19 protein-coding genes are annotated in these 22756 nt (G+C 64.2%); 15 read left to right on the top strand and 4 right to left on the bottom strand.

From position 1 onward, the window contains the following. Nucleotides 1-226: 226 nt before the first annotated feature. The 7 genes from ehuR (at nucleotide 227) to J5X93_RS17105 (ending at nucleotide 8911) form a co-directional block, all read left to right on the top strand. Nucleotides 227-1621 (top strand): MocR-like ectoine utilization transcription factor EhuR, encoded by a 1395-nt coding sequence (gene ehuR, locus J5X93_RS17075; protein ID WP_182942719.1) that lies wholly within the window; start codon nucleotides 227-229, stop codon nucleotides 1619-1621. A 150-nt stretch (nucleotides 1622-1771) separates the two neighbouring features. Next, a complete protein-coding gene (eutB, locus tag J5X93_RS17080; RefSeq protein ID WP_090344467.1) occupies nucleotides 1772-2743 on the top strand; it encodes a hydroxyectoine utilization dehydratase EutB in 972 nt (323 codons plus the stop codon). Nucleotides 2744-2774: 31 nt separating this feature from the next. Continuing rightward, complete coding sequence (gene eutC / locus J5X93_RS17085) at nucleotides 2775-3767, top strand: ectoine utilization protein EutC (RefSeq protein WP_182815547.1); 993 nt, start codon at nucleotides 2775-2777, stop codon at nucleotides 3765-3767. A 29-nt stretch (nucleotides 3768-3796) separates the two neighbouring features. Continuing rightward, nucleotides 3797-4987 carry an ectoine hydrolase DoeA gene (doeA, locus tag J5X93_RS17090; RefSeq protein WP_090344462.1) on the top strand — a complete coding sequence of 397 codons (1191 nt, stop codon included), beginning with the start codon at nucleotides 3797-3799 and terminating at the stop codon, nucleotides 4985-4987. A gap of 4 nt (nucleotides 4988-4991) precedes the next feature. After that, the gene (doeB, locus tag J5X93_RS17095) at nucleotides 4992-6005 is read left to right on the top strand and encodes a N(2)-acetyl-L-2,4-diaminobutanoate deacetylase DoeB (protein WP_102082435.1); all 1014 of its coding nucleotides are present in this window, start codon (nucleotides 4992-4994) and stop codon (nucleotides 6003-6005) included. A gap of 41 nt (nucleotides 6006-6046) precedes the next feature. Then, nucleotides 6047-7513, top strand: coding sequence for an NAD-dependent succinate-semialdehyde dehydrogenase (locus J5X93_RS17100; protein ID WP_182942717.1), 1467 nt, complete (start codon nucleotides 6047-6049; stop codon nucleotides 7511-7513). Between the two features lie 12 nt (nucleotides 7514-7525). Next, a complete protein-coding gene (locus tag J5X93_RS17105; RefSeq protein ID WP_043212033.1) occupies nucleotides 7526-8911 on the top strand; it encodes an aspartate aminotransferase family protein in 1386 nt (461 codons plus the stop codon). Nucleotides 8912-8965: 54 nt separating this feature from the next. Here the strand turns inward: J5X93_RS17105 and J5X93_RS17110 are convergent, their stop codons facing one another. Then, complete coding sequence (locus tag J5X93_RS17110; RefSeq protein WP_043212034.1) at nucleotides 8966-9607, bottom strand: LysE family translocator; 642 nt, start codon at nucleotides 9605-9607, stop codon at nucleotides 8966-8968. A gap of 152 nt (nucleotides 9608-9759) precedes the next feature. Here J5X93_RS17110 and J5X93_RS17115 point away from each other — a divergent pair, with 152 nt between their 5' ends. From J5X93_RS17115 to J5X93_RS17135, 5 genes are all read left to right on the top strand, one after another. Beyond that, the gene (locus tag J5X93_RS17115) at nucleotides 9760-10710 is read left to right on the top strand and encodes a ribonuclease Z (protein ID WP_182942713.1); all 951 of its coding nucleotides are present in this window, start codon (nucleotides 9760-9762) and stop codon (nucleotides 10708-10710) included. A 132-nt stretch (nucleotides 10711-10842) separates the two neighbouring features. Then, complete coding sequence (locus J5X93_RS17120) at nucleotides 10843-11268, top strand: YMGG-like glycine zipper-containing protein (RefSeq protein WP_070572586.1); 426 nt, start codon at nucleotides 10843-10845, stop codon at nucleotides 11266-11268. Between the two features lie 182 nt (nucleotides 11269-11450). After that, complete coding sequence (locus J5X93_RS17125; protein ID WP_043212039.1) at nucleotides 11451-11975, top strand: RNA polymerase sigma factor; 525 nt, start codon at nucleotides 11451-11453, stop codon at nucleotides 11973-11975. After that, entirely contained in the window at nucleotides 11972-12808 is an 837-nt protein-coding gene (locus J5X93_RS17130) for a FecR family protein (RefSeq protein WP_182942711.1), read from the top strand. The genes J5X93_RS17125 and J5X93_RS17130 overlap by 4 nt, the downstream gene beginning before the upstream one ends. A gap of 76 nt (nucleotides 12809-12884) precedes the next feature. Then, nucleotides 12885-15329 carry a TonB-dependent receptor gene (locus J5X93_RS17135; protein WP_182942709.1) on the top strand — a complete coding sequence of 815 codons (2445 nt, stop codon included), beginning with the start codon at nucleotides 12885-12887 and terminating at the stop codon, nucleotides 15327-15329. A gap of 19 nt (nucleotides 15330-15348) precedes the next feature. Here the strand turns inward: J5X93_RS17135 and J5X93_RS17140 are convergent, their stop codons facing one another. Genes J5X93_RS17140 through gnd form a run of 3 tightly spaced genes read right to left on the bottom strand, consistent with a single transcriptional unit; the run spans nucleotide 15349 to nucleotide 19748 of the window. Beyond that, nucleotides 15349-17208, bottom strand: coding sequence for a glycoside hydrolase family 15 protein (locus J5X93_RS17140; protein WP_080642109.1), 1860 nt, complete (start codon nucleotides 17206-17208; stop codon nucleotides 15349-15351). Between the two features lie 57 nt (nucleotides 17209-17265). After that, entirely contained in the window at nucleotides 17266-18771 is a 1506-nt protein-coding gene (gene zwf, locus J5X93_RS17145) for a glucose-6-phosphate dehydrogenase (RefSeq protein WP_043212043.1), read from the bottom strand. Beyond that, nucleotides 18768-19748, bottom strand: a complete 981-nt coding sequence (gene gnd, locus J5X93_RS17150) for a phosphogluconate dehydrogenase (NAD(+)-dependent, decarboxylating) (protein WP_043212045.1) — start codon at nucleotides 19746-19748, stop codon at nucleotides 18768-18770. Before gnd ends, zwf begins: the two co-directional genes overlap by 4 nt. Before the next feature lie 204 nt (nucleotides 19749-19952). Here gnd and J5X93_RS17155 point away from each other — a divergent pair, with 204 nt between their 5' ends. From J5X93_RS17155 to glgA, 3 genes are all read left to right on the top strand, one after another. Next, nucleotides 19953-20123, top strand: coding sequence for a DUF6026 family protein (locus J5X93_RS17155; RefSeq protein WP_167358085.1), 171 nt, complete (start codon nucleotides 19953-19955; stop codon nucleotides 20121-20123). A 152-nt stretch (nucleotides 20124-20275) separates the two neighbouring features. Then, a complete protein-coding gene (locus J5X93_RS17160; RefSeq protein WP_043212046.1) occupies nucleotides 20276-20734 on the top strand; it encodes an SgcJ/EcaC family oxidoreductase in 459 nt (152 codons plus the stop codon). A gap of 454 nt (nucleotides 20735-21188) precedes the next feature. Next, complete coding sequence (glgA, locus tag J5X93_RS17165) at nucleotides 21189-22748, top strand: glycogen synthase GlgA (RefSeq protein ID WP_043212048.1); 1560 nt, start codon at nucleotides 21189-21191, stop codon at nucleotides 22746-22748. The last annotated feature ends 8 nt before the right edge of the window (nucleotides 22749-22756 follow it).

Raw genomic sequence — 22756 nt, forward strand, 5'->3', positions numbered from 1 at the left:
TGTGTTTAGGAGGCAGTGGAGCAAAACAGCGAAGGCCGGGTGTGTCGTTCGATCGGTGCACAGCCCGAGCGTTCCGGCGGGCCGACGTAGTCTTGTTACTTACGGGTGTCGACCTTGGGCCGGAGCATACAAAAGCCCCGCAGCCGATGGGATTGCACTAGGACAATTGCCCGAAGATCCTGCGCGGGCGATGCTGTGTGCAGTCCCGGTCAGCGAAGCGATACACATGAAGAACTGGAAGAGCGTCCTCGACTCGGCGCGCATCGGCGAGTCCAAGTACAAGCTGCTGGTGCAGGCCATCGCCGGGGAGATCGAGCGCGGCGAGCTGGTCCATGACCAGCGCCTGCCACCGCAGCGCCAGGTGGCCGATGCCCTGGGAATCAGCGTGCAGACAGTGACCAATGCCTACAAGGAACTGGAGCGCCAAGGCCTGGTGCGCTGCGAGATTGGCCGTGGCAGTTTCGTCAGCCGACGCATGAGCGACCGGGTGGCTGACGACATCATCGACCTGCCCGAGCGTACCCTGGTGGATTTTTCCATCACCCGCATCCTGCATACCCAGGCGCACGAGCGCATCTGGCGCGACACCTGCGCCGAGCTCAGCCTGGAGGAGGACCAACCCTGGATCCATGCCTACCGCCCGATCGCCGGGTTCGAGAGCCATCGCGAGGCCGCGGTGCGCTGGCTGGCCGGACTGGGCATGAATGTGGAGCGCGACGACGTGCTGGTCACCAACGGCGCGGCCCATGGCATCTTCCTGGCCTTGGCGTCGCTGGCCGGGCCGGATGATGTGGTGCTCTGCGAGGGGCTGACCGACCACGGCGTGATCGGCAATTCGCAGGTGCTGGGGTTCACTCTCAAGGGCCTGGAGATGGACCGCGACGGCATCGACCCGGAGCACTTCGAGGACTTGTGCAGCAACGAGCGGGTCACGGCCCTGGTGTGCACGCCCAACCTCAACAACCCCACCACCAGCCTGATGCCCGACGCCCGGCGCCGGGAGATCGCCGCCATCGCTCGGCGCTTTGGCGTGCACATCATCGAGGACGACGTCTACGGCCCCCTGCTGGGCGAGCGGCATGCGCCGCCGATCAGCCACTACGCGCCGGAGCTGTCGTTCTATTGCACCAGCATGACCAAGTCGGTGCTCACCGGGCTGCGGGTCGGCTACCTGGCGATGCCCAAGCGCCTGGCGCTACGCACCGAGAGCATCCTGCGGGTCAACAGCTGGATGGCTACCCCGCTGGTGGCGGAGATCGCCACCCGCTGGATCAACGACGGCCGCGCGGCGCAGTTGGCCGAACTGCAGCGCAAGCTGATCAGCGCCCGCCAGGCGATGGTGCGCGAACACCTGGGCGAGTACCTGTTGGGCAACCCGGCGCAGGCGCTCGGTGCCTGGCTGGGCATACCCGCGCACTGGGAAGTCGACAGCCTGGTCAGGGCACTGCGCCGTCGGCATATCGCCGTGACGCCCCCGGAACCGTTCCTGGTGCGCGGTACGCCACGGCCAAGGGCGGTCAGGTTGTGTGTTGGCGCTGAATGCTCGGACACCAAGATGCGCAAGGCCCTGGCCGACATGCATGAACTGTTCGGCCAATACCCGCAGATCCATGAGCTTTGAAGCAGGACTGGAAGCCTGCGACAGGCCGCAAAGCCGCCCCGAATCCCCGCCATGAAAAAAATGTCCGGCAAATTGACCTAGTACATTCATCACGACAATTTGCCGCTCTTAGACTCCGCCCAACACAAGGTCACAGGTTGGGATGCGGTCATGTCAGTGCTTTCGCTTCACGATATCTACCTTGCCCATCAGCGCATCCAGGGGCTCGTGCGCCGCACGCCACTGGAGCACTCCCCTGCCCTGACCCGCCAGGTCGGCGTGCCGGTCTACCTCAAGCTCGAGTCCCAGCAGCTCACCGGTAGCTTCAAGCTGCGCGGCGCCAGCAACGCCATCGCCTGCCTCAGCGATGAACAGCGGGCACTGGGGGTGGTGACCGCCTCCACTGGCAACCACGGTCGGGCATTGGCTTACGCCGCGTCGCAACGGGGCGTGCCGGCGACCGTCTACCTGTCCGATCTGGTGCCCGCCAACAAGGTCCAGGCCATCCGTGACCTAGGCGCCGAAGTATGCATCGTCGGCCATTCCCAGGACGACGCCCAGCACGCCGCCCTGCGCCATGCCCAGGAACAAGGCGCGACGCTGGTTCCGCCGTTCGACCACCCGGACGTGATCGCAGGCCAAGGCACCCTGGGCCTGGAAATCCTCGAACAACTGCCCGAGGTCACCCAGGTGCTTGTACCGCTTTCCGGCGGTGGTCTGTTCGCCGGCGTCGCCTTGGCCGTCAAAAGCATCAACCCGGCCATCACCACCCACGGCATCAGCATGCACCGCGGCGCGGCCATGCACGCCAGTCTGCAGGCCGGCCACCCGGTCGAGGTGCAAGAACTGCCGACCCTGGCCGACTCCCTCGGCGGCGGTATCGGCCTGGACAACCGCCACACCTTCGCCCTCACCCAACGCCTGCTCGACCAAGTCCATCTGCTCGACGAAGCCGCCATCGCCAATGGCCTGCGTCACGCGTATCAGCAGGAGCGATTGGTGCTCGAGGGCGCCGCTGCAGTGGGTATCGCCGCCCTGCTCGAGGGCCGGGTGTCCGCTCGCGGGCCGATCGTGGTGGTGGTCAGCGGACGCAATGTCGACACCGCACAACACCTGCGGGTGATCAACGGCGCCGCTGCCTGAGGTCTTTTTTTCGCTCACTGGAGGTTCACCGATGCCGGCCATCACCTTGCTCAACGAAGCCGACCTGCGAGACTGCATCACCCTCGACCACGCTGCGATCGATACTGTCGAGCAGGCATTCGCCCTGCTGGCCACGGCCAAGGTGGCCATGCCGCCGGTTCTTCGGCTGGACGTGCCGGAGCACAACGGCGAGGTGGACGTGAAAACCGCCTACCTGCCGGGCATCGAGCGATTCGCGATCAAGGTCAGCCCGGGGTTCTTCGACAACCCCAGCCTTGGCCTGCCCAGCCTCAACGGCATGATGATGCTGCTTTCAGCCCGCACCGGCCTGCTCGATGCGCTGTTGCTGGACAACGGCTACCTCACCGCCGTGCGCACCGCTGCCGCCGGCGCGGTGGCGGCGCGCTGGCTGGCCCGCGAAGACAGCCGCTGCGCGGCCCTGATCGGCAGCGGCGAACAGGCTCGCCTGCAGTTGCAGGCGCTGCGCCTGGTACGCCCGATCGAGCGGGTGCAACTGTGGGCACGCGATGCAGCAAAGGCCGCGGCGCTGGGCGATGAGCTGGGACGCGACGGCCACTTGCAGGTCGCAGTCTGCGACAGTGTCGACCAGGCCATGCACGGCGCGGACATTGCCATCACCTGCACGCCAAGCCGCGAGCCGTTGATCCATCCCAGGCACCTGAAACCCGGCCTGCACATCACCGCCATGGGCTCGGATGCCGAGCACAAGAACGAGATCGCACCGCAGGTGGTGGCCCAGGTCGAGCGCTATGTCGCCGACCGCCTTGGCCAGACCCGGTTGCTCGGCGAGCTGCACCACGCCCTGCGCGCTGGGGTGGTGAAAGACGAAAGCCGCTTCTGCGAGCTCGGCCAGGTCATCGCCGGCCAACAGCCAGGTCGCCTCAGCGCCGCTCAGATCACCTTGTGCGACCTGACCGGCACCGGCGCCCAGGACACTGCCATCGCCAACCTCGCCTTCGAGCGCGCCCGCGCTGCCGGCAAAGGCCTGGCATTCAACAGCTGAACCCACCCCACTCATCAGAGGGCATTGCAATGTCTCAGTCAGTGGTCAACCTGCCATTCAGCCGGCAGGAATACGCCCAGCGCCTGGCCAAGACCCGCGCCGCCATGCAGGCGCAGGGCCTGGACCTGTTGCTGGTCACCGATCCGTCGAACATGGCCTGGCTAACCGGCTATGACGGCTGGTCGTTCTACGTCCATCAGTGCGTGTTGCTGGCGCAGGAAGGCGAACCGATCTGGTTCGGCCGCGGCCAGGACGCCAACGGCGCCAAGCGCACGGTATTCATGGGCCACGACAACATCGTCGGCTACCCGGACATTTACGTGCAGTCGCGCGAGCGTCACCCGATGGACTACCTGTGCCAGGAAGTGATCCTGGCCAAGGGCTGGGGCGCGCTCAACATCGGCGTGGAGATGGACAACTACTACTTCAGCGCCGCTGCCTACCAGGCCCTGTGCCGCCATTTGCCCCAGGCGACCTTCAGCGATGCCGCCGGGCTGGTCAACTGGCAGCGGGCGGTGAAGTCCCCGCAGGAAATCGAGTACATGCGCATCGCCGCACGCATCGTCGAGAAGATGCATGCGCGCATCCTCGAACGCATCGAACCAGGCATGCGCAAGAATGAGCTGGTGGCTGAGATCTACAGCAGCGGCATTCTCGGTGTGGACGGCCATGGTGGGGATTACCCGGCCATCGTGCCCCTGCTACCGACCGGCGCCGACGCCAGCGCCCCGCACCTGACCTGGGACGACTCCCCGTTCGTCAAAGGCGCCGGGACCTTCTTCGAGATCGCTGGCTGTTACAAGCGTTACCACTGCCCGCTGTCGCGCACGGTGTACCTCGGCAAGCCGCCACGGCACTTTCTCGAAGGCGAGAAAGCCGTGGTCGAAGGCATCGCCGCCGGCCTTGAGGCCGCCCGCCCCGGCAACACTACCGGTGACATCGCCAAGGCGTTCTTCAAGGTGCTGGAGAAGTTCGGCATTCACAAAGACAGCCGGTGCGGCTACCCGATCGGCCTCAGTTATCCGCCGGATTGGGGCGAGCGCACCATGAGCCTGCGCCCCAGCGACACCAGCGTGCTGCAACCGGGCATGACCTTCCATTTCATGCCAGGGCTGTGGATGGACGACTGGGGGCTTGAGATCACCGAAAGCATCCTGATCACCGAGACCGGGGTCCAGACCCTGTGCGACGTGCCACGCCAGTTGTTCGTCAAGGACTGATGCCATGAACGCATTCACAGACACCGAAGTGGCCAACCCGATCAGCAGCACAGTGGACTTCACCCGCGATGGCGTGCAACACGGATTTCTCAAGCTGCCCCATTCGCGTGACGACTCGGCCTGGGGCGCGGTGATGATTCCGATCACCGTGGTCAAGCACGGCGACGGCCCGACCGCACTGCTCACCGGCGGCAACCATGGCGACGAATACGAAGGACCTGTGGCGCTCAGCAAGCTGGCCCAGCGGCTGCGCGCCGACCAGGTCAGCGGACGGGTGATCATCGTGCCGTTCATGAACACCCCGGCGTTCCATGCCGGCACCCGCACCTCGCCGATCGACCAGGGAAACCTCAACCGCAGCTTTCCGGGCAAGCCCGATGGCACAGTCACACAGAAAATCGCCGATTACTTCCGACGCACCTTGCTGCCGATGGCCGATGTGGTGCTGGACATCCACTCCGGTGGCCGCACCCTGGACTTTCTGCCCTTCGCCGCCTGCCACGTACTGCCCGACAAGGCCCAGCAGGCACGCTGCGAAGCGGGCATGCGGGCGTTCGCAGCGCCCTATGCCATGCGCATGCTGGAGCTCGATGCCCAGGCCATGTACGACACCGCTGCCGAGGCCCAGGGCAAGGTGTTCGTCACCACCGAACTGGGGGGTGGTGGCACCGCCACGGCGCGCAGCGTGGCCCTGGCCGAACGTGGCGTGCACAACCTGCTGGTGCATGCCGGCATCCTGAAAGGCGAGGTCACGCCCGACGAATCGATCATGCTCGACATGCCCGATGGCGACTGCTTCATCGCCAGCGAGCACGACGGCCTGCTGGAGATGTGCCGCGACCTGGGCGAACAGGTCAGCCAGGGCGAAGTGATCGCCCGCATCCACGACATCCGCCGCACCGGCAGCGCGCCGGTGGAGTACCGCGCCCGTCGCGACGGCCTGCTGGCCGCCCGGCATTTTCCCGGACTGGTGCAGTGCGGCGACACCCTGGCGGTGATCGCGGACGTACTGGAATAGACGGCACGCACGCGACGACAACGAGAGGTAGGGGAAACATCATGTCGAACGAATACCCATTCAAATCCCTGTGCTACGTCGACGGCCAATGGGTGCACAGCACCAGCGGCAACAGCATCGCCGTGCTCGACCCCGGCAACCGCCAGACCATCGGCCATGTGCCGCTGCTCGATCACGAGCAGATCGTCGCCGCGGTGGACGCCGCCCAGCGTGCCTTCGGCCCCTGGCGCAAGCTGCGCCTTGAGGAACGTGCGACCCTGCTGCGCCGCTGGGGTGAACTGATCATCGAACACCAGGAGGCCCTGGCGCGCATCCTCAGCCAGGAGCAAGGCAAACCGCTGGCCGAGGCCCGCGGCGAGATCGCCTATGCCGCAAGTTTCATTCCCTGGTTCGCCGAAGAGGCCCGACGCCTGTATGGCCAGACCATCCCCAGCCATATCCCCGGCGCAGACCTGGGCACGGTAAAGGAGCCGGTGGGCGTGTGCGCGCTGCTTACCCCGTGGAACTTCCCCAGCGCGATGATCACCCGCAAAGCCGCCGCCGCCCTGGCGGCAGGCTGCACCGTGGTGGTCAAGCCCGCCCACGAGACGCCCTACTCGGCGCTGGCCTTGGCCGCGCTGGCCGAGGCGGCGGGCTTTGCGCCCGGGGTGTTCAACGTGGTGATCGGCGAACCGCAGATGACGATGGAGACCCTGGTACGTGATCCACGGGTGCGCTCGGTCAGCTTCACCGGCTCCACCTGGGTCGGCAAGCTGGTGTTGCAGGCGGCGGCGCAAGACGTGAAGAAGGTCGCCCTGGAGCTCGGTGGCAACGCGCCATTCATCGTCTGCGCCGATGCCGACCTGGACCTGGCAGTGAAGGTGGCCGTGGCCGCGAAGTTCCAGACCTCCGGGCAGGACTGCTGCGCGGCCAACCGAATCATGGTCCAGCGCCCACTGTACGAGGCCTTCCTGGCGCGCTTCGCCGAGGCGGTGCGGGCGCTACGGGTAGGGCCGGCGATGGTGGACGGCCAGGAAACCCCGGCCGACGTCGGCCCCCTGATGCACCAGGGCGCGTTCGACGCCACGGTGGCACGGGTCGACGACGCCATCGCCCAAGGCGCCCGCCGCCTGGTGGGCGGTGAAACCCACGCCTTGGGCGGCTGGTTCTACCAGCCAACGGTGCTGGCCGACGTGACCCCTGGCATGCGCATCTACCAGGAAGAGAACTTCGCACCGATTGCCGGGGTCATGCCCTTCGACACCCTGGAGCAGGCCATCGAGATGGCCAACGACACCGAGTACGGGCTGGCCGCCTACATCTGCTCCAACCGCCTGGACGTGGTCCACCCGCTGATCCGACGGCTGGACCACGCCATGGTCGCGGTCAACGGCGTGAAATTCACCGGCCACCCCATCCCCTTCGGCGGCATGAAGGCCTCAGGCCTTGGCCGCGAAGGCGGCAGCGAAGGCTTCGAGCCTTTCGTCGAAACCAAATACTTTTGCCTGCACCATCAAGGTCAACTCTAAGGAGTGTTTGCCATGAACCCAGAATACAACCAGCTGTTCGAACAAGACCGCGCCCACTTCATGCACCCCTCGACCCACGCCCATGACCATGCCAGCGGCGCACTCAAGGGGCGGATCATCACCGGCGCCGAAGGCATTCGCCTGCGCGACCACGAAGGGCGCGAACTGATCGATGCCTTCGCCGGCCTGTACTGCGTCAACATCGGCTACGGCCGCACCGAGGTGGCCGACGCCATCCACCGCCAAGCCAAGGAGCTGGCGTACTACCACACGTATGTGGGCCACTCGACCGAGGCGATCATCGAGCTCTCCAGCCGGATCATCGACTGGGCGCCGGCGGGCATGAAAAAGGTCTATTACGGCCTCTCCGGCTCCGACGCCAACGAGACCCAAGTCAAGTTGGTGCGCTACTACAACAACATCCTCGGTCGCCCGAACAAGAAGAAGATCATCTCCCGGGATCGTGGCTACCACGGATCGGGCATCATGACCGGCAGCCTCACCGGCCTGCCCAGCTTCCACCAGCACTTCGACCTGCCGGTCGAAGGCGTCAAGCACACCGTCTGCCCGCACTGGTACCGCAAGGCCCCGGCCGGCATGGACGAGCAAGCCTTCGTGCAGTACTGCGCCGATGAGCTGGAGAAACTGATTCTCGCCGAAGGCCCGGAGACCGTGGCAGCCTTCATCGGCGAGCCGTTGATGGGCACCGGCGGCATCATCGTCCCGCCCAAGGGCTACTGGACGGCGATCCAGGCCGTGCTGGACCGCTACGACGTGTTGCTGATCGCCGACGAAGTGGTCTGCGCCTTCGGCCGCCTGGGCTCCAAAATGGGCAGCCAGCGCTACGGCATCCGCCCGGACCTGATCACCACCGCCAAAGGCCTGACCAGCGCCTATGCACCGCTGTCGGCGGTGATCGTCGGCGAGAAAGTGTGGAACGTGATCGAAGAAGGCTCGCGCAAGGCCGGCCCCATGGGTCACGGTTGGACCTATTCCGGCCATCCGATCTGCGCGGCAGCGGCGCTGGCTAACCTGGACATCCTCGAGCGCGAAGACCTGACCGGCAATGCAGCCGTGGTCGGCGCCTACCTCAACCAGCGCATGCGCGAGACCTTCGAAGGCCATCCGCTGGTCGGTGAAGTGCGCGGCGATGGCATGCTGTGCGCGGTCGAGTTCATGGCCGACCGTGATGCCCGTACTGCGTTCGACCCGGCCCTGAAGGTCGGCCCGCAGGTGTCGGCGGCCTGTCTGGAGCGTGGCATGATCGCGCGAGCCATGCCCCACGGCGACATCCTCGGCTTTGCGCCACCGCTGGTGCTGGACAAGCAGGATGCCGAGCGCATCGTGGCCATCACCAAGGCCGCCGTGGATGAGGTGGCCGGAAAAGTGTTGGGTTAACGAAATGGGGCGCCAAGCGCCCCCCTTTTCGTCTGCAAAGCACCGCTCGGTGCCTCACGCGGCCTGCCGGCGCATGGTCAGGATGGCAGCGCCAAAACCGATGAACGTCGACCCCACCACCCGACTGACCCACCGCGACAACGCAGGACGGGTCAGCACTCCCTTGGCCCGCGACGCGAGAGCGGCATACAGGCTCAACGACACCAGCGACAAAGCCATGAAGATCGAAGTGAGGATCAGGAACTGCGGCAGCAGTGCCGCTTGTTGGTCGATGAACTGTGGGAACAAGGCCGTGAAGAACATCGTCGCCTTGGGGTTGGTCACCGCCGTGAGGAAGGCCGACTTGTAGAGTTTCCAGCGTGTGGGGCGGGCCTTCTGCGCACTCGCTTCGACGCCTTGCGCCAGCATCGGACCTTTCTTGAGCAACTGCCTGGCGCCCAGATAGAACAGATAGCCCGCGCCGAGAATCTTCACCGCGTTGAACAGCCATTCGGAACTGGCCAGCAGCGCCCCCAGGCCAAGCATTGCGGCCGAGGACAGGCAGAACAGGCCACTGGCATTGCCGATCGAGGACCACACCGCGCTGCGCTGTCCGTGCGCCAGGCTGTTATTGATAGCCATCAAGGTGGCGGGCCCGGGGCTGGCAATGGCAATCGCGGCGACCACGGTGAAGGCGAGAATCGAATGAACGTCCATAGCCAAAGCTCTAAGCAAAATGAAGACTGAATCTTACAGAAATACCCTACTGATCGGCGCGTGGGACGCATCTTTTCGATCCTCGGGCCACCGGCTTGCCTCACGGCAGGGTCACCCGTGAAAATGCCGCTATCCCCCTAAGGAGCCCATCCATGGATCTGCAGTTTCTGGGCACTTCAGCCGGTGTGCCCACCAAGGCGCGCAACGTGACCGGCACCGCCGTCATCGAAGCGACTGGAAGCCATTGGTACCTGGTCGACTGCGGAGAAGCCACCCAGCACCAATTGCTCCATACCTCGCTGTCGATCCGCGACCTGCGAGGGGTGTTCATCACCCACGTCCACGGCGACCACTGCTTCGGCCTTCCAGGCCTGCTGGCCAGCGCAGGCATGTCCGGGCGCACCGAGCCCCTGGATCTGATCACACCGGCGGCGCTGCACGACTGGATACGCCTGAGCCTTGCGGTCAGCCAGACCTTCCTGACCTTCGAACTGCGCTTATTGGCGGTGGAAGCACTCGGCACCTGGCACAACGACAATATCCAGGTGAGCACCGTGGCGCTGTCTCACCGCGTCCCCAGCCACGGCTTTGTGTTCACCGAAATCAACCCCGAACCACGCCTGGACATCCAGCGCCTGGACGCCGAGGGGATCCCGCGGGGTCCTTTGTGGGGCGAGCTGGCCCATGGCAATCCGGTCGTACACGACGGCCGCAGGCTCAACCCCCAGGATTACCTGCGCGCGTCCCGCCCTCCCCGGCGCATCATCGTCTGTGGCGACAACGACACCCCAGGCCTGCTCGCCGAGGTGGCAAAGGACGTGGATGTGCTGGTGCACGAGGCGACCTTCACCCAACCGCTGATCGAGCGCACCCAGGCCACCTTCGGCCACAGCACGGCCGCCGCGGTGGCGCAGTTCGCCGAACAGGCGGGGGTGAAGAATCTGGTGCTCACCCACTTCAGTGCCCGCTATCAGCCCAACCCCCAGCGCAGCCCGTCCATCGCAGACGTGCATCAGGAAGCCCTGGCACACTACCGCGGCAACCTGATCCTGGCGCAAGACCTGCGGCGTTATCACATGGCGCGCGACGGGCGCCTGGCATGAAACGCCCCGACCAACGGCCATAGCACTCGTCGAATGCTTGACCTGAGTCCAGAGCCCATCGGTTTTTCGTTGACCGTGCCCACGCCGGGCCGCAGACTTCGCGCTCGTGATTCATCCTGAGATCTGTAAAACATGCGCAAGTCATTTCCTGTAATCGCACTGTTCACCTTGATGGCCAGCTCGTATGCCATCGCCGGCGAAACCACCAACACCGCGGTCGGCGGTGGTGTCGGCGGAGCTCTGGGGAGTGTGGTCGGTCAGGCCATTGGTGGTAGTACGGGTGCCGCGATCGGCGCCGGCGTTGGCGGCGCGGCAGGCGGTGCGGTGTCGGCCAAGCACGGCAAGAAAACCGAAGCCGCCATCGGCGGTGGCCTGGGCGCCGCAGGTGGCCAGGTGCTGGGCAACAAGGTTGGCGGCTCCACCGGCGGCGCCATCGGTGCCGGCCTGGGCGGCGCGGCGGGCAGTGCCATCGGCAACAGCATGGCCGATGATGATCACCATCACAGCCACAACTCCGGCAAGAAACACAAGCACAAGAAGCACAAGCATCACGATTGATCGCTTGGGCACTCCCACAGGGGACGACGCAACGCGTCCCTTGTGGCGCCAAAGCTCCAACCAAGCTCGACCCCCGCCTTCGTTCGACGATTACCATTGTGAAAGATGGTATTTATTCGCAATTATTTCTCATTTACACTCGCCCACTCGCTTCGAAAGCAAGCTTTCTTCCTGGGTGCATCGTGTCGTTCGATCCCGCCAAACCGACGCTGCTGACCACACTGGTCCGGCACTACGACGAGCTCGTGGAGCACATTCGCCGACGCTTCGGTGACAAAAGCTCAGCGCGCGACGTGGTGCATGACGTGTGCGTGCAGTTGCTCGAGCGAGGCGAAAAGGAAGAAGTCCGCAGCCCCCTCGCCCTGCTGCGCAAAATTTCCCACGACACCGCCATCAGCCGCTACCGTGGCGAGCGCCGTCGAGCCGCCTGGGTGGAGGCCGCCAGCGAACTGCCCGAGATCCCCTGTACCGCTGCCACCCCCGTGAACCGATACGAGGCCGAGCGTGAGTTTCAATTGCTCGTCGATGCGATCGCCGCACTGCCTGCGCGCTGTCAGGCGGTGTTCGTCCTGCATAAAATCCACGAAATCCCTCAAGCGGAAGTGGCAAAGCACCTTGGTATTTCCATCAAAACAGTGGAAAAGCATCTTCGCCTGGGGCTTGCCGCATGCAGGGCAACGCTCGGACGTGACGAGGTGCATCCATGACCCATGACACCGACAAGGGGCGATTGGATGAGGCCCTTGGACGGCATCGTGAAGACCTCAAGCGGCTGTTTCCCGTTCCGCCAGCCAAGCCGACAGCGCGCAAACCAGCCAAGGCCGCCGCGCTCATGCTGTTGGCCGCGCTGGCCATCGGTGCCCTGGGCTGGTTGAACCCTGCCTACAAGCAAGAGCGATTCACCACTGCGGTCGGCGAGCGGCGCGCTGTTGCGCTTGCCGATGGCAGCGAACTGCTGCTCGACAGCGCCAGCGCTATCGATGTCCGCTGGCGTGTGTTCAGTCGCGATGTGGATCTTCGCGCCGGCCAGGTCCTATTCGAGGTGTCTTCGGCCGTTTACCGCCCCTTCGTGGTGTCGGCAGGTTCGGCCAGGGTCCAGGTGCTTGGCACACTGTTCAATATCCGTCGACTGGATGACGACAATGTTCGGGTGACGTTGGCGCGGGGCCGTGTGGAAGTCGATACACCGGCAACCGTGCAAACGCCGGTCATCCTGGCGCCAGGGCAACAGGTCGATGCGATCGGTGGACAGCTCACGACGGTAGCGAAGGTTGACGCGACCAAGGCGATGGCCTGGAAACATGATCGCATCGTGTTCGAGCAAACACCGCTGGACGAGGCCGTTGCCGTGCTTCGCCACTATCGAACGGCGCCCATCGAGCTGGGTGACCCAAGCCTGGCGGCGCTCAAGGTGACTGGCGTGTTCCAGGCGCACAACGTCGATCTGCTGCTGGATCTGCTCCCAAGCATCCTGCCTGTTTCCCTGTCGCGCCAGGAAGACGGCAGCGTCCAGGTCGAACGCCGGGCGTCCGGAAAATAAATACTCAAGCGAAGGTAGGGTTTTTCGATTCCCCAGACGGCTAGTTGAAAAAGCCAACTACAAAGGAACTCGAGAAGTGCATTCTTCCTTGCGCGGTCGCTCTCTACGCTTGTCGTTACTCGCCAGCAGCCTGTTCATCGCGATATCGGCTCAAGGCCAGGAACTGGTGAACATCGACCTGCCGGCCGCCCCGCTTGGCCAGGCCATCAACACCCTGGCACAGCAATCCTCGGTACAGATCATCTTTGCAGGCGACCTGGGTGCAGGCCAACAGGCGCCTGCGCTGAAGGGGCGATTCACGCCAGAGCAAGCACTGCAAAAACTGCTCGAGCACTCAGGGCTGCAGGTACAGGCCAAGGATGCGCATACCTTCATCATCGTCCCCTCCGAGCAAATCCAGGCCACCCCCTCGCCGATCACCCGCAGCGAACCTGTTGAAATGGCGCAGATGGAAATCACCTCTTCGCGTACCCGCAGCGACCTAGTCTCGGCAACTCGGCAATCGACACTGATCGACCACGACCAGCTACAGGCACTACGCCAAGGCTCCGAGAGCCTGGCCACGGTACTGGCCAAGGCGATTCCTGGCATGTCCGACTCCAGCCGCACCGTCACCGAATACGGCCAGACCTTGCGCGGGCGCAGCATGTTGATCATGGTCGATGGCGTACCGCTCAACACCAACCGCGACTCCTCGCGCAACCTGGCCAACATCGACCCGGCACTGATCGAACAGGTCGAAGTCATCCGCGGCAGCAGCGCCATTTATGGCAGCGGCGCCACAGGCGGCATCATCTCCATCACTACCCGCCCTGCCGGTGGCGAGAACCGCGCGCAGACCAGCCTGAGCGCCACCTCGCCCCTCACCCGGCTGGGCAGCGATGGCCTGGGCGGGCAGTTCCAGCAGTATGTCGCAGGCTCCCAAGGCGCGGTGGACTATGCCTTCGACTTCGGCACCCGCCACATCGGTGCTTCGTACGATGCCCACGGCGACCGCATTGCGCCTGAGCCCAGCCAGGGGGACCTGTTCGACGCCAACATCTATAACATCGGCGGCAAGCTTGGCCTGCACATCGACGAAAACCAACGGGTGCAGCTGGGTGTCAGCCACTACGACGCGCGCCAGGACACCGACTACGCCACCGACCCACGCGTCGCCAAACTGCCAGCAGGCTCGGTACCGGCCAACGCGATCAAGGGACTGGATCTGGACGAGCAGAACCGCATTCGCAACACCCTGGTGAATCTGGAATACGAGCATCTCGATATCCTCTCGAGCCGGCTTTCCGCCCAGCTGTACTACCGGGACTATTTCACGCGCTTCACGCCATTCGACGCCCGCGCCGTCGCCACCCGTGGCGGCAACGTGGACCAGGTGATGCAGAACAGCGAAGTGTTCGGCAGCCGCCTGACCTTGCGCACCCCGCTCGGGCAAAGTGGCAATACCGAATTGGTCTGGGGCGGCGACTACAACCAGGAGCGCAGCGACATGCCACTGGATGTATTCGACCCCGCGGCTTATGACGCCAGTGGTGGCCTTGTCTTCGACAAGATCGGCAAGCTCACCTACATGCCGCCGCTCAAGACCCGAAGCGCAGGCGCGTTCGCCCAACTTCAGCATCGTTTCGACGAGCACTGGTCGATCGACGGCGGACTGCGATACGAATACTCCACCGCCCAGTTCGATGACTTCGTTCCACTGTCCGAATCCCGGGCCACCTCGCCCGTGGCAGTCGAAGGGGGGCGGATCCACTACGATGCGGTGCTTTCGAACCTTGGCATCGTCTATTCGCCAGTGCTCGGCCAGGACATCTATGCCTCCTTCAGCCAGGGTTTCCAGCTGCCTGATGTGGGTATCCAACTGCGAAACGCACGCCGTGGTTTCGATCTGAGCGCCTCGAACCTGGAACCTGTGAAAACCAACAACTATGAGCTTGGCTGGCGAGGGGAACTGGGCAGCAACACGCTAGGCACCCTGGCGTTGTTCTACACCACGTCCAAGCTGGGCGATGTGCAAAGCTTCAACAACGGCTTGATCCTGACCCGGACCAAAGAGCGCATCTATGGCGTCGAAGCCAGCGCCGACTGGCTGTCGGACGATGAGATCTGGGGCGCCGGCGGCAGCGCGACCTGGATGCAAGGACGAGAAAAGCCAGACGGCAAAGACTGGCAAGACATGACCGGCTACCGCGTTCCTCCGCTGAAACTGACCGCTTACCTGCAGTACAAGCCGAATTTCGACTGGAGCAACCGACTGCAAGCCACCTTCTTCGACTCCAAGGACTATCGCCTCGATGGCATGGACAGCTTCGGCCGGCACCAGGTCGACACCTACACGACCGTGGATCTGATCAGCCAGTACCAGGTCTCCCCTGACGACAAGGTGAGCGTGGGCATCCAGAACCTGTTCAATCGCGACTACTACCCGCTCTACAGCCAGTTGTTGCGCAATAACAACAACACCAGCCATCTGCCAGCACCCGGCATGGTGTTGACGGCCAGTTATACGCACGACTGGTAACCCCATGGGGCACCACCGGCTATTTGGGCGCGCTACGCGCGCCCATCGCGGTTGAGCCCGCTTCCACAGGGGTGACACTGGCGTCGGAAAACTCCGCCCGATCCCGCACCGGACACTGCGCCCGGTGCAGATTCAACGCCGTATTGATGATCCCGATATGGCTGAACGCCTGCGGGAAATTGCCCAGCATCCGCTTACCCACCGGGTCGTACTGCTCGGCCAGCAGGCCCACGTCGTTGCATAGCCCGACCAGTCGCTCATACAAGGCCTGGGCTTCTTGCTGCCGCCCGAGCAACACGTACACGTCCGCCAGCCAGAACGAACACACCAGGAACGTCCCTTCCCCCGGCGTCAGGCCGTCGCTACAGCGGTCGCTGTCGTAGCGAAGCAGCAAGCCGTTGCGCAGCAGACGCTGCTCGATCTGCGCCAGGGTGCGCAGAAAGCGTGGATCGTCTGCAGGCAGGAAGCCCGTCAGGGCGATCTGCAACAGGCTTGCGTCCACTTCCCGGGAGCCATAGGCCTGGACGAAGTACTGGCGCGTAGGGTCGAGCCCCTGTTCGCAGATTTCGCGGTGGATCTGATCGGCCACTTGGCGGTAGTGCCGGCCTCGTTCGCGGTCTTCCTCGGTGGTGTCGGCCAGGCTTGCGGCGCGGTCGAAGGCGACCCAGGCCATGACCTTGGAATGCACGAAGTGCTGCCGCCCGCCGCGCACTTCCCAGATGCCTTCGTCCGGCTCACGCCAGATGCGCTCCAGGTACGGCAGGATCGCGCGGGCAATGGCCGAGCTGCGCGGATGCCGGGGCAGGCCACCGCGGATGGCCTGGGTCATGGCATCGGCGAGCTCGCCATAAATGTCCAGCTGCAACTGCCCCGAGGCAGCGTTGCCGATACGCACGGGGCGGGAGTGCTCGTAACCGCTCAGCCACGGCAGGGTGAACTCTTGCAGGTCGCGCTCACCGGCCAGGCCGTACATGATCTGCATCTGCTCGGGATTGCCGGCGACCGAACGCAGCAGCCATTCCCGCCAGGCCTGGGCCTCATCGAAGTAGCCGAGGTTCATCAGCGCCAACAGGGTCATGGTGGCATCGCGCAGCCAGCAGTAGCGGTAATCCCAGTTGCGTTCGCCACCCACACGCTCGGGCAGGGAAGTGGTCGCGGCGGCGACAATGCCACCGGTGGGGGCGTAGGTCAGGGCCTTGAGGGTGAGCAAGGAACGGCGGACCAAGGGCGTCCAAGGGCCGACATCCGGACAGCGGGCGGCGAAGGCCTGCCACTGGGCGATGGTTGTTTCCAAGGCCTGGTCGACGTCGAAGTCCGGTTGTGGCGGCAGATGCGAGAGCTGGTGACGCAGGCTGAACACCTGGCGCTCACCGGCCAGAACGCGAAAGCGGCTGACGCTGTGATAGTCGCGCGAGTGCACAGGCTCCGTGCTGCGCAGGATCATCCGGTCAGGGCCGGCGACCGCACTGAGGGTGTGCGGGTCGAGCTTCTCTACCCAAGGGACGCTGCGCCCATAGTCAAAACGCAGTACCAGATCCATCTCGAAGGCGCTTTCGCCGGCCAAGCCTTCGACGATGCGGACCACGGCGTTGTGTTCGCCCAAGGGCATGCAATCGATGACCCGGGCGCGGCCGCTGGCAGTGGTGTAGGTGGTTTCGAGCACCAAGGTGTCATCGAGGTAGCGGCGGGTGACGGTTTCGACCAGGTCGCTGGGCGCCAGTCGCCAGCGGCCGTTCTCTTCATTGCCCAACAGCGCGGCGAACACCGCCGGGGCGTCGAAACGCGGGACGCACAGCCAATCCAGGGAGCCGTCGCGGCTGACCAAGGCGGCGCTGCGGCAGTTGCCCACTAACGCGTAGTCTTCGATCGGGGCTGGCATGGGCGCTCCTTTGCAAGACGGTCGGTTTGGGGGCGCTTTGCGCCCCATCGCAGCCCTTTATCCCAAGGTGTGCCACTCCCGCTTGTCACGCGTGAGCAGCTCGTCGCCCGCCGCGGGGCCATCTTCACCGGCGGGGTATTCATGGACCTCCCCACCGCTGGCCCAGGCATCCAGGAACGGCTGCACGGCGCGCCAACCGTTCTCGATGTTGTCGGCGCGCTGGAACAGGGTCTGGTCGCCGGTGAGACAGTCGTAGATCAAGGTCTCGTAACCGGTCGCCGGGGTCATCTTGAAGAAGTCCTTGTAGGCAAAACCAAGCTCGACGTTTTCCATCACCAACTCAGGCCCGGGACGCTTGGCCTGCAGGTCGAACCACATGCCTTCGTTGGGCTGGATCTGGATCTTCAGGTAGTTGGGCTTGGGCCGTTCCAGTTCCGACTCGCGGAACTGCGCATACGGCGCCGGCTTGAAGCAGATGGCGATCTCGGTGTCGCGCACGCTCATGCGCTTGCCGGTGCGCAGGTAGAACGGCACCCCGGCCCAGCGCCAGTTGTCGATCATCACCTTGAGGGCAACATAGGTCTCGGTGCGGCTTTGAGGGTCGACGTTCGGCTCCTGACGATACCCGGCCAGGCGCTTGCGGCCCTGCTTGCCGGCCACGTACTGGCCACGCACGGAGTGCTTGAGGGCCATCTTCTGCGACCAGGGGCGGATGGCCCCGATCACCTTGGCTTTCTCGCTGCGCACCGCATCGGCAGCGAAGGCCGCCGGCGGTTCCATGGCGACCATGGCCAGCAACTGGAACAGGTGATTGGGGACCATGTCGCGCAGGGCGCCGGTGTTGTCATAGAAGGCGCCACGGGTTTCGACACCGACGGTCTCGGCCGCAGTGATTTGCACGTGGTCGATGTAATGGTTGTTCCAGAACGACTCGAACAGCCCGTTGGAGAACCGGCTGACCAGGATGTTCTGCACCGTTTCCTTGCCCAGGTAATGGTCGATCCGGTAGATCTGCCGCTCGCTCATCACCCCCAACAGGCAGGCGTTGAGCGCCTCGGCGCTGGCCAGGTCGGTGCCGAAGGGTTTTTCCACCACCACCCGGCGAAAACCGCCGCCGGACTCATCGAGCAGCCCGGCATCTCCCAGACGCTGCGCCACTTCCGGGAAGAAGCGCGGCGAGGTGGCGAGGTAAAAGATGGCATTGCCATGGGCGGTCTTGTCGATGCGCTTGCCGATGGCCTCATAGGTGGCCGGGTTCAGGAAATCGCCGATCTGGTAGTCCAGACGTTTGGCCAGGCGCGCCCACACTTTGTCATCCAGACACTTGTTGGAGCCCTCCCCGCCTTTGTCGCGCTCGACCATGAAGGCATGCAGGCGCTCTGCGAACGCCTCGGCCGTGGCTGGATTGTGGTCGACACCAACGATGCGCAGGTTGCGGTCCAGCAGGCCATCGCGGCTGAGGTTGTACAGCGCCGGCATCAGCAGGCGCTTGACCAGATCGCCGTTGGCGCCGAACAGGAACAACGTGCAGGGCGGCGCGGCCGGGATGCGCTGTGCCGTCATTTGCCTTTCTCGACGTGGCCGCCGAAGCCCAGGCGCATGGCCGAGAGGATCTTGTCCCCATAGGTGCCCTGCTGCTGGCGCGAACGGAAACGGGCAAACAGCGCACTGGACAGCACCGGCACCGGCACGGCCTGCTCGACGGCGGCATCGATGGTCCAACGGCCTTCGCCGCTGTCGGACACCGAGCCACTGAACTGAGCCAATTGCGGGTCAGCCACCAAGGCGTCGGCGGTCAGGTCCAGCAGCCAGGAGGTCACCACGCTGCCGCGTCGCCAGACCTCGGCGATCTCGGCCACGTCCAGGTCGAAGCGCTGGTCTTCGGGCAGTTCGTTGCCGCCTTTGCTGCGCAGCAGGTCGAAGCCTTCGGCGTAGGCCTGCATCAAGCCGTACTCGATACCGTTGTGCACCATCTTCACGTAGTGCCCGGCTCCGGCAGGCCCTGCATGGATATAGCCATGCTCGGCGCGGCCATGTTCACCCTCGCGGCCCCGGGTGCGGGGGATGTCGCCTACGCCAGGGGCCAGGGCCTTGAACAGCGGCTCGAGGCGCTCGAATACGTCCTTCTCACCACCGATCATCATGCAGTAGCCGCGCTCCAGGCCCCACACGCCACCGGAGGTGCCGACGTCCAGATAATGCAGGCCCAGCTTGGCCAGCTCGGCGGCCCGGCGCATGTCGTCCTTATAGAAGGTGTTGCCACCATCGATGATCGCGTCGCCCGGCTCCAGTAGCTCGGCCAGCTGGGCGATGGTCTGCTCGGTGGGCTCACCGGCAGGCAGCATTACCCACACCGCGCGAGGTGCCTTGAGCTTCTGCACCAGCGCTCCCAGGTCGTGTGCCCCTTGGGCGCCCTCGCTCTCCAGCGTCATCACCGCGTCGCGGTTGCGGTCGTGGACCACGGTCCGATGCCCTGCGAGCATCAGACGCCTCGCGATGTTGCCGCCCATGCGGCCCAGCCCGACAATTCCCAGTTGCATGTGTCGATGCTCCCCTTATGAAATGGATGACAACGCGGTTCAGGTTTTCAGATTAGTCCAGTGCTCCGTTCGAGGGTTCACCGACGAACGGGGCGACAACGATAAACAAAAAAGTTCCCAAGGCCAGGAAAAGAATTCAGAATGCGCGCCGCGCCAAGCGTCTACGCTTGAAATTGTCACCAGCCAGAACCGCGAGGTGTTCCAATGGGTACCCTGATGCCTTCCACTCCCACCCAGACCCTCTATGTCACCGTGCGCCGTGACGAGCTGCGCCGCCTGAAGGACGAACGCGACCAATTGCGCCAGCAGGTCGCCCAGTTGAATCAGTTGCTCGAGCAGGCCCGCTGCGAAGACGACAAAGCCATTCGCATCTGATCTTTCATCGCTACTGGTGGGAGCTGATGGCTCCCACTCGACAAGATTCTCCCTTCATCCTCCGTACCGGATTCCGATAGTTCGCTGTCGCCGCCCTTCCTACAGTGGCCGCGTCGCAGGCTTGTGTTGCCTGCTTTGAGCGGAGATCGCGCATGACCTCATCCAAATACAGGTTGATCCTGACTTTCATCGGGCTTGTCGGCCTGTCGGCCCCTGCCACGGCAGCTCTGTGCAAGACCGCCAGCGAAAGGGAAGTGCTGGGGCTGTTCACGCAATGGAACGACAGCCTCAAAAGCGGCGATCCACACCAGGTCGCCAGCCTTTATCAGGACGACGCCCTGCTGCTGCCGACCGTTTCCAGGATTCCTCGCCAGACCCGTGAGGCGCGCATTGACTACTTCGAACACTTTTTGGCCAAGCGCCCCAGCGGCAAACTCGACACCTATCACCTACGCCAAAGCTGCAACGAGGCGACCCTGGCCGGTTTGTATACCTTTGATCTTGCCGCCAGCGGCCAACAAGTGGCGGCACGTTACACCTTCACCTATCGCTGGGACGGCGAACGCTGGTTGATCAGCCAGCACCATTCCTCACTATTGCCCACCGATTGATCGCTGGAGTGCCTAGGCACCCTTTCGCGTCCTGGGCTGCCTTTCAGGCGGCCCCTCTACCTTCGGCATTAACATCCTGTGACAACCCGCCAACGTTTGCGCGGACCCACGGTCATCATTTAAATGACCAGCGGGTCACAAATGTAACGCAACCTCTCCTACACTCGGGATTCTGCCCGCCAAACCGTCTGGGTAACCGGACGGAAAAAAAAAGAAACTTTCCAACAAAGCGGCAGGTCAGGAACTAAGTAGGCCAATGCACAGGGGACCTCCCCGCTTCGGCCCACCCACACCCCAAACAGCTCAACTGCCTTCGGCTGGAACGCCGATTGCACGGTGCTTGTGCGCACCACTCTGGGGCATGGACCGCACTACGAAGATTTGAACTAGAGAGAACCAACACGACATAACGCCAAAGGGTGCCAGCCACCCGATACAAGGGACGGAGAGAAGTATGATCAGTGCCGCTGTCGAACCTCACGTAGATACATTCACCCCGGACAACCGCGAACCGCTGCCGCCAGGATTCGCCACGACAGCCAAGGCACCCGGCGCCCAGCGCCGTCACAACCCGCACAAACGCAAAATCCTGTTCGTCACATCGGAAATCGCCGACCTGGTCAAGACCGGGGGTTTGGGCGACGTGTCCTCGGCCCTGCCCCGGGCCCTGTCCCATCTGCACGATGTCCGTGTGTTGATTCCTGGCTACCGCCAGGTGGTCGACAGCGACAACCCCATCCATATCGTCGGCGAACTGGGTGGGCACGCGGCGCTGCCACCCTGCAAGATCGGCCGCATGGATCTGGCCGACGGCTTGGTCATCTATGTCCTGCTCTGCCCCGAACTGTACGAGCGCGACGGCACGCCCTATGGCGCCAACAATGGCCGCGACTGGCCGGACAACCACATCCGCTTCGCCCGACTGGGCCTGGCCGCTGCGGAAATCGCCGCCGGCGAAGGCATGATCCACTGGCGCCCCGACCTGGTGCACGCCCACGACTGGCCGGCAGGCCTGGCCCCGGCGTACATGCACTGGCGCGGCCTGAACACCCCGACCCTGTTCACCATCCACAACCTGGCCTACCAGGGCGTGTTCAGCCGTGCCTGCTGCCCGGAGCTGGCCATCCCTGACCATGCCCTGCAGCAGGAAGGCATGGAGTTCTACGGCAAGCTGTCGTTCCTCAAGGCGGGCCTGGCTTATTCCAGCCATATCACCACCGTGAGCGCCACCTATGCCCGGGAGATCACCACGCCCGAATTCGGCTGCGGGCTGGATGGCTTCCTGGCCAGCAAGGCGCAGCAGGGCCTGCTCGGCGGCATTCCCAATGGCATCGACGAGAGCTGGGATTCGGCCACCGACAAGCACCTGCAGCACAATTTCAGCCTCAACGACTGGGACGGCAAGGCGCGCAACGCACAAGAAGTGCGCACGCTGTTCCAACTCGAGGCATCGCAGGGGCCATTGTTCGCCGTGGTCTCGCGCCTGGTGTACCAAAAAGGCCTGGACCTGACGCTGGGCGTGGCCGACTACATCGTCAAACAAGGTGGCCAGATCGCCATTATCGGTCGAGGCGAACCTGAGGAAGAACAGGCCATGCGCGAGCTGGCCCTGCGCTACCCGGGGCGCATCGGCGTGCGCATCGGCTTCAACGAAACCGATGCACGACGCATGTTCGCAGGCAGCGACTTCCTCCTGATGCCGTCGCGCTATGAGCCCTGCGGCCTGAGCCAGATGTACGCGCAGCGCTTCGGCTCGCTGCCGGTGGCGCGCAACACCGGTGGGCTGGCCGACACCATCGAGGACGGAGTCACCGGTTTCCTGTTCGACGCGTCCACTGTCGAGAGCTACCGCGAGGCCCTGAGCCGGGCGTTCTACGTGCACGGCAAGAAAGACCTGCTCAATGCCATGCGCTGCCTGGCCATGACCCAGCCCTTCAACTGGTGCCAGGCCGTGGAACCCTACGCCAAGCTGTACGAGGAGCTGGTCTGTCAGGCCCACGCTGGCCACTACTGAACGAGGGC

Source organism: Pseudomonas sp. BYT-1, from assembly GCF_023611805.1.
GTDB classification, from domain to species: Bacteria; Pseudomonadota; Gammaproteobacteria; order Pseudomonadales; family Pseudomonadaceae; genus Aquipseudomonas; species Aquipseudomonas guariconensis.

What these genes read in the sequence shown, in the direction of transcription:
- J5X93_RS17140 (WP_080642109.1), bottom strand. Translation starts at nt 17,208, where the DNA reads ATGCCAGCCCCGATCGAAGACTACGCGTTAGTGGGCAACTGCCGCAGC.
- eutB (WP_090344467.1), top strand. Translation starts at nt 1,772, where the DNA reads ATGTCAGTGCTTTCGCTTCACGATATCTACCTTGCCCATCAGCGCATC.
- eutC (WP_182815547.1), top strand. Translation starts at nt 2,775, where the DNA reads ATGCCGGCCATCACCTTGCTCAACGAAGCCGACCTGCGAGACTGCATC.
- J5X93_RS17105 (WP_043212033.1), top strand. Translation starts at nt 7,526, where the DNA reads ATGAACCCAGAATACAACCAGCTGTTCGAACAAGACCGCGCCCACTTC.
- J5X93_RS17100 (WP_182942717.1), top strand. Translation starts at nt 6,047, where the DNA reads ATGTCGAACGAATACCCATTCAAATCCCTGTGCTACGTCGACGGCCAA.
- doeA (WP_090344462.1), top strand. Translation starts at nt 3,797, where the DNA reads ATGTCTCAGTCAGTGGTCAACCTGCCATTCAGCCGGCAGGAATACGCC.
- ehuR (WP_182942719.1), top strand. Translation starts at nt 227, where the DNA reads ATGAAGAACTGGAAGAGCGTCCTCGACTCGGCGCGCATCGGCGAGTCC.
- gnd (WP_043212045.1), bottom strand. Translation starts at nt 19,748, where the DNA reads ATGCAACTGGGAATTGTCGGGCTGGGCCGCATGGGCGGCAACATCGCG.
- J5X93_RS17120 (WP_070572586.1), top strand. Translation starts at nt 10,843, where the DNA reads ATGCGCAAGTCATTTCCTGTAATCGCACTGTTCACCTTGATGGCCAGC.
- glgA (WP_043212048.1), top strand. Translation starts at nt 21,189, where the DNA reads ATGATCAGTGCCGCTGTCGAACCTCACGTAGATACATTCACCCCGGAC.
- zwf (WP_043212043.1), bottom strand. Translation starts at nt 18,771, where the DNA reads ATGACGGCACAGCGCATCCCGGCCGCGCCGCCCTGCACGTTGTTCCTG.
- doeB (WP_102082435.1), top strand. Translation starts at nt 4,992, where the DNA reads ATGAACGCATTCACAGACACCGAAGTGGCCAACCCGATCAGCAGCACA.
- J5X93_RS17115 (WP_182942713.1), top strand. Translation starts at nt 9,760, where the DNA reads ATGGATCTGCAGTTTCTGGGCACTTCAGCCGGTGTGCCCACCAAGGCG.
- J5X93_RS17155 (WP_167358085.1), top strand. Translation starts at nt 19,953, where the DNA reads ATGGGTACCCTGATGCCTTCCACTCCCACCCAGACCCTCTATGTCACC.
- J5X93_RS17130 (WP_182942711.1), top strand. Translation starts at nt 11,972, where the DNA reads ATGACCCATGACACCGACAAGGGGCGATTGGATGAGGCCCTTGGACGG.
- J5X93_RS17110 (WP_043212034.1), bottom strand. Translation starts at nt 9,607, where the DNA reads ATGGACGTTCATTCGATTCTCGCCTTCACCGTGGTCGCCGCGATTGCC.
- J5X93_RS17160 (WP_043212046.1), top strand. Translation starts at nt 20,276, where the DNA reads ATGACCTCATCCAAATACAGGTTGATCCTGACTTTCATCGGGCTTGTC.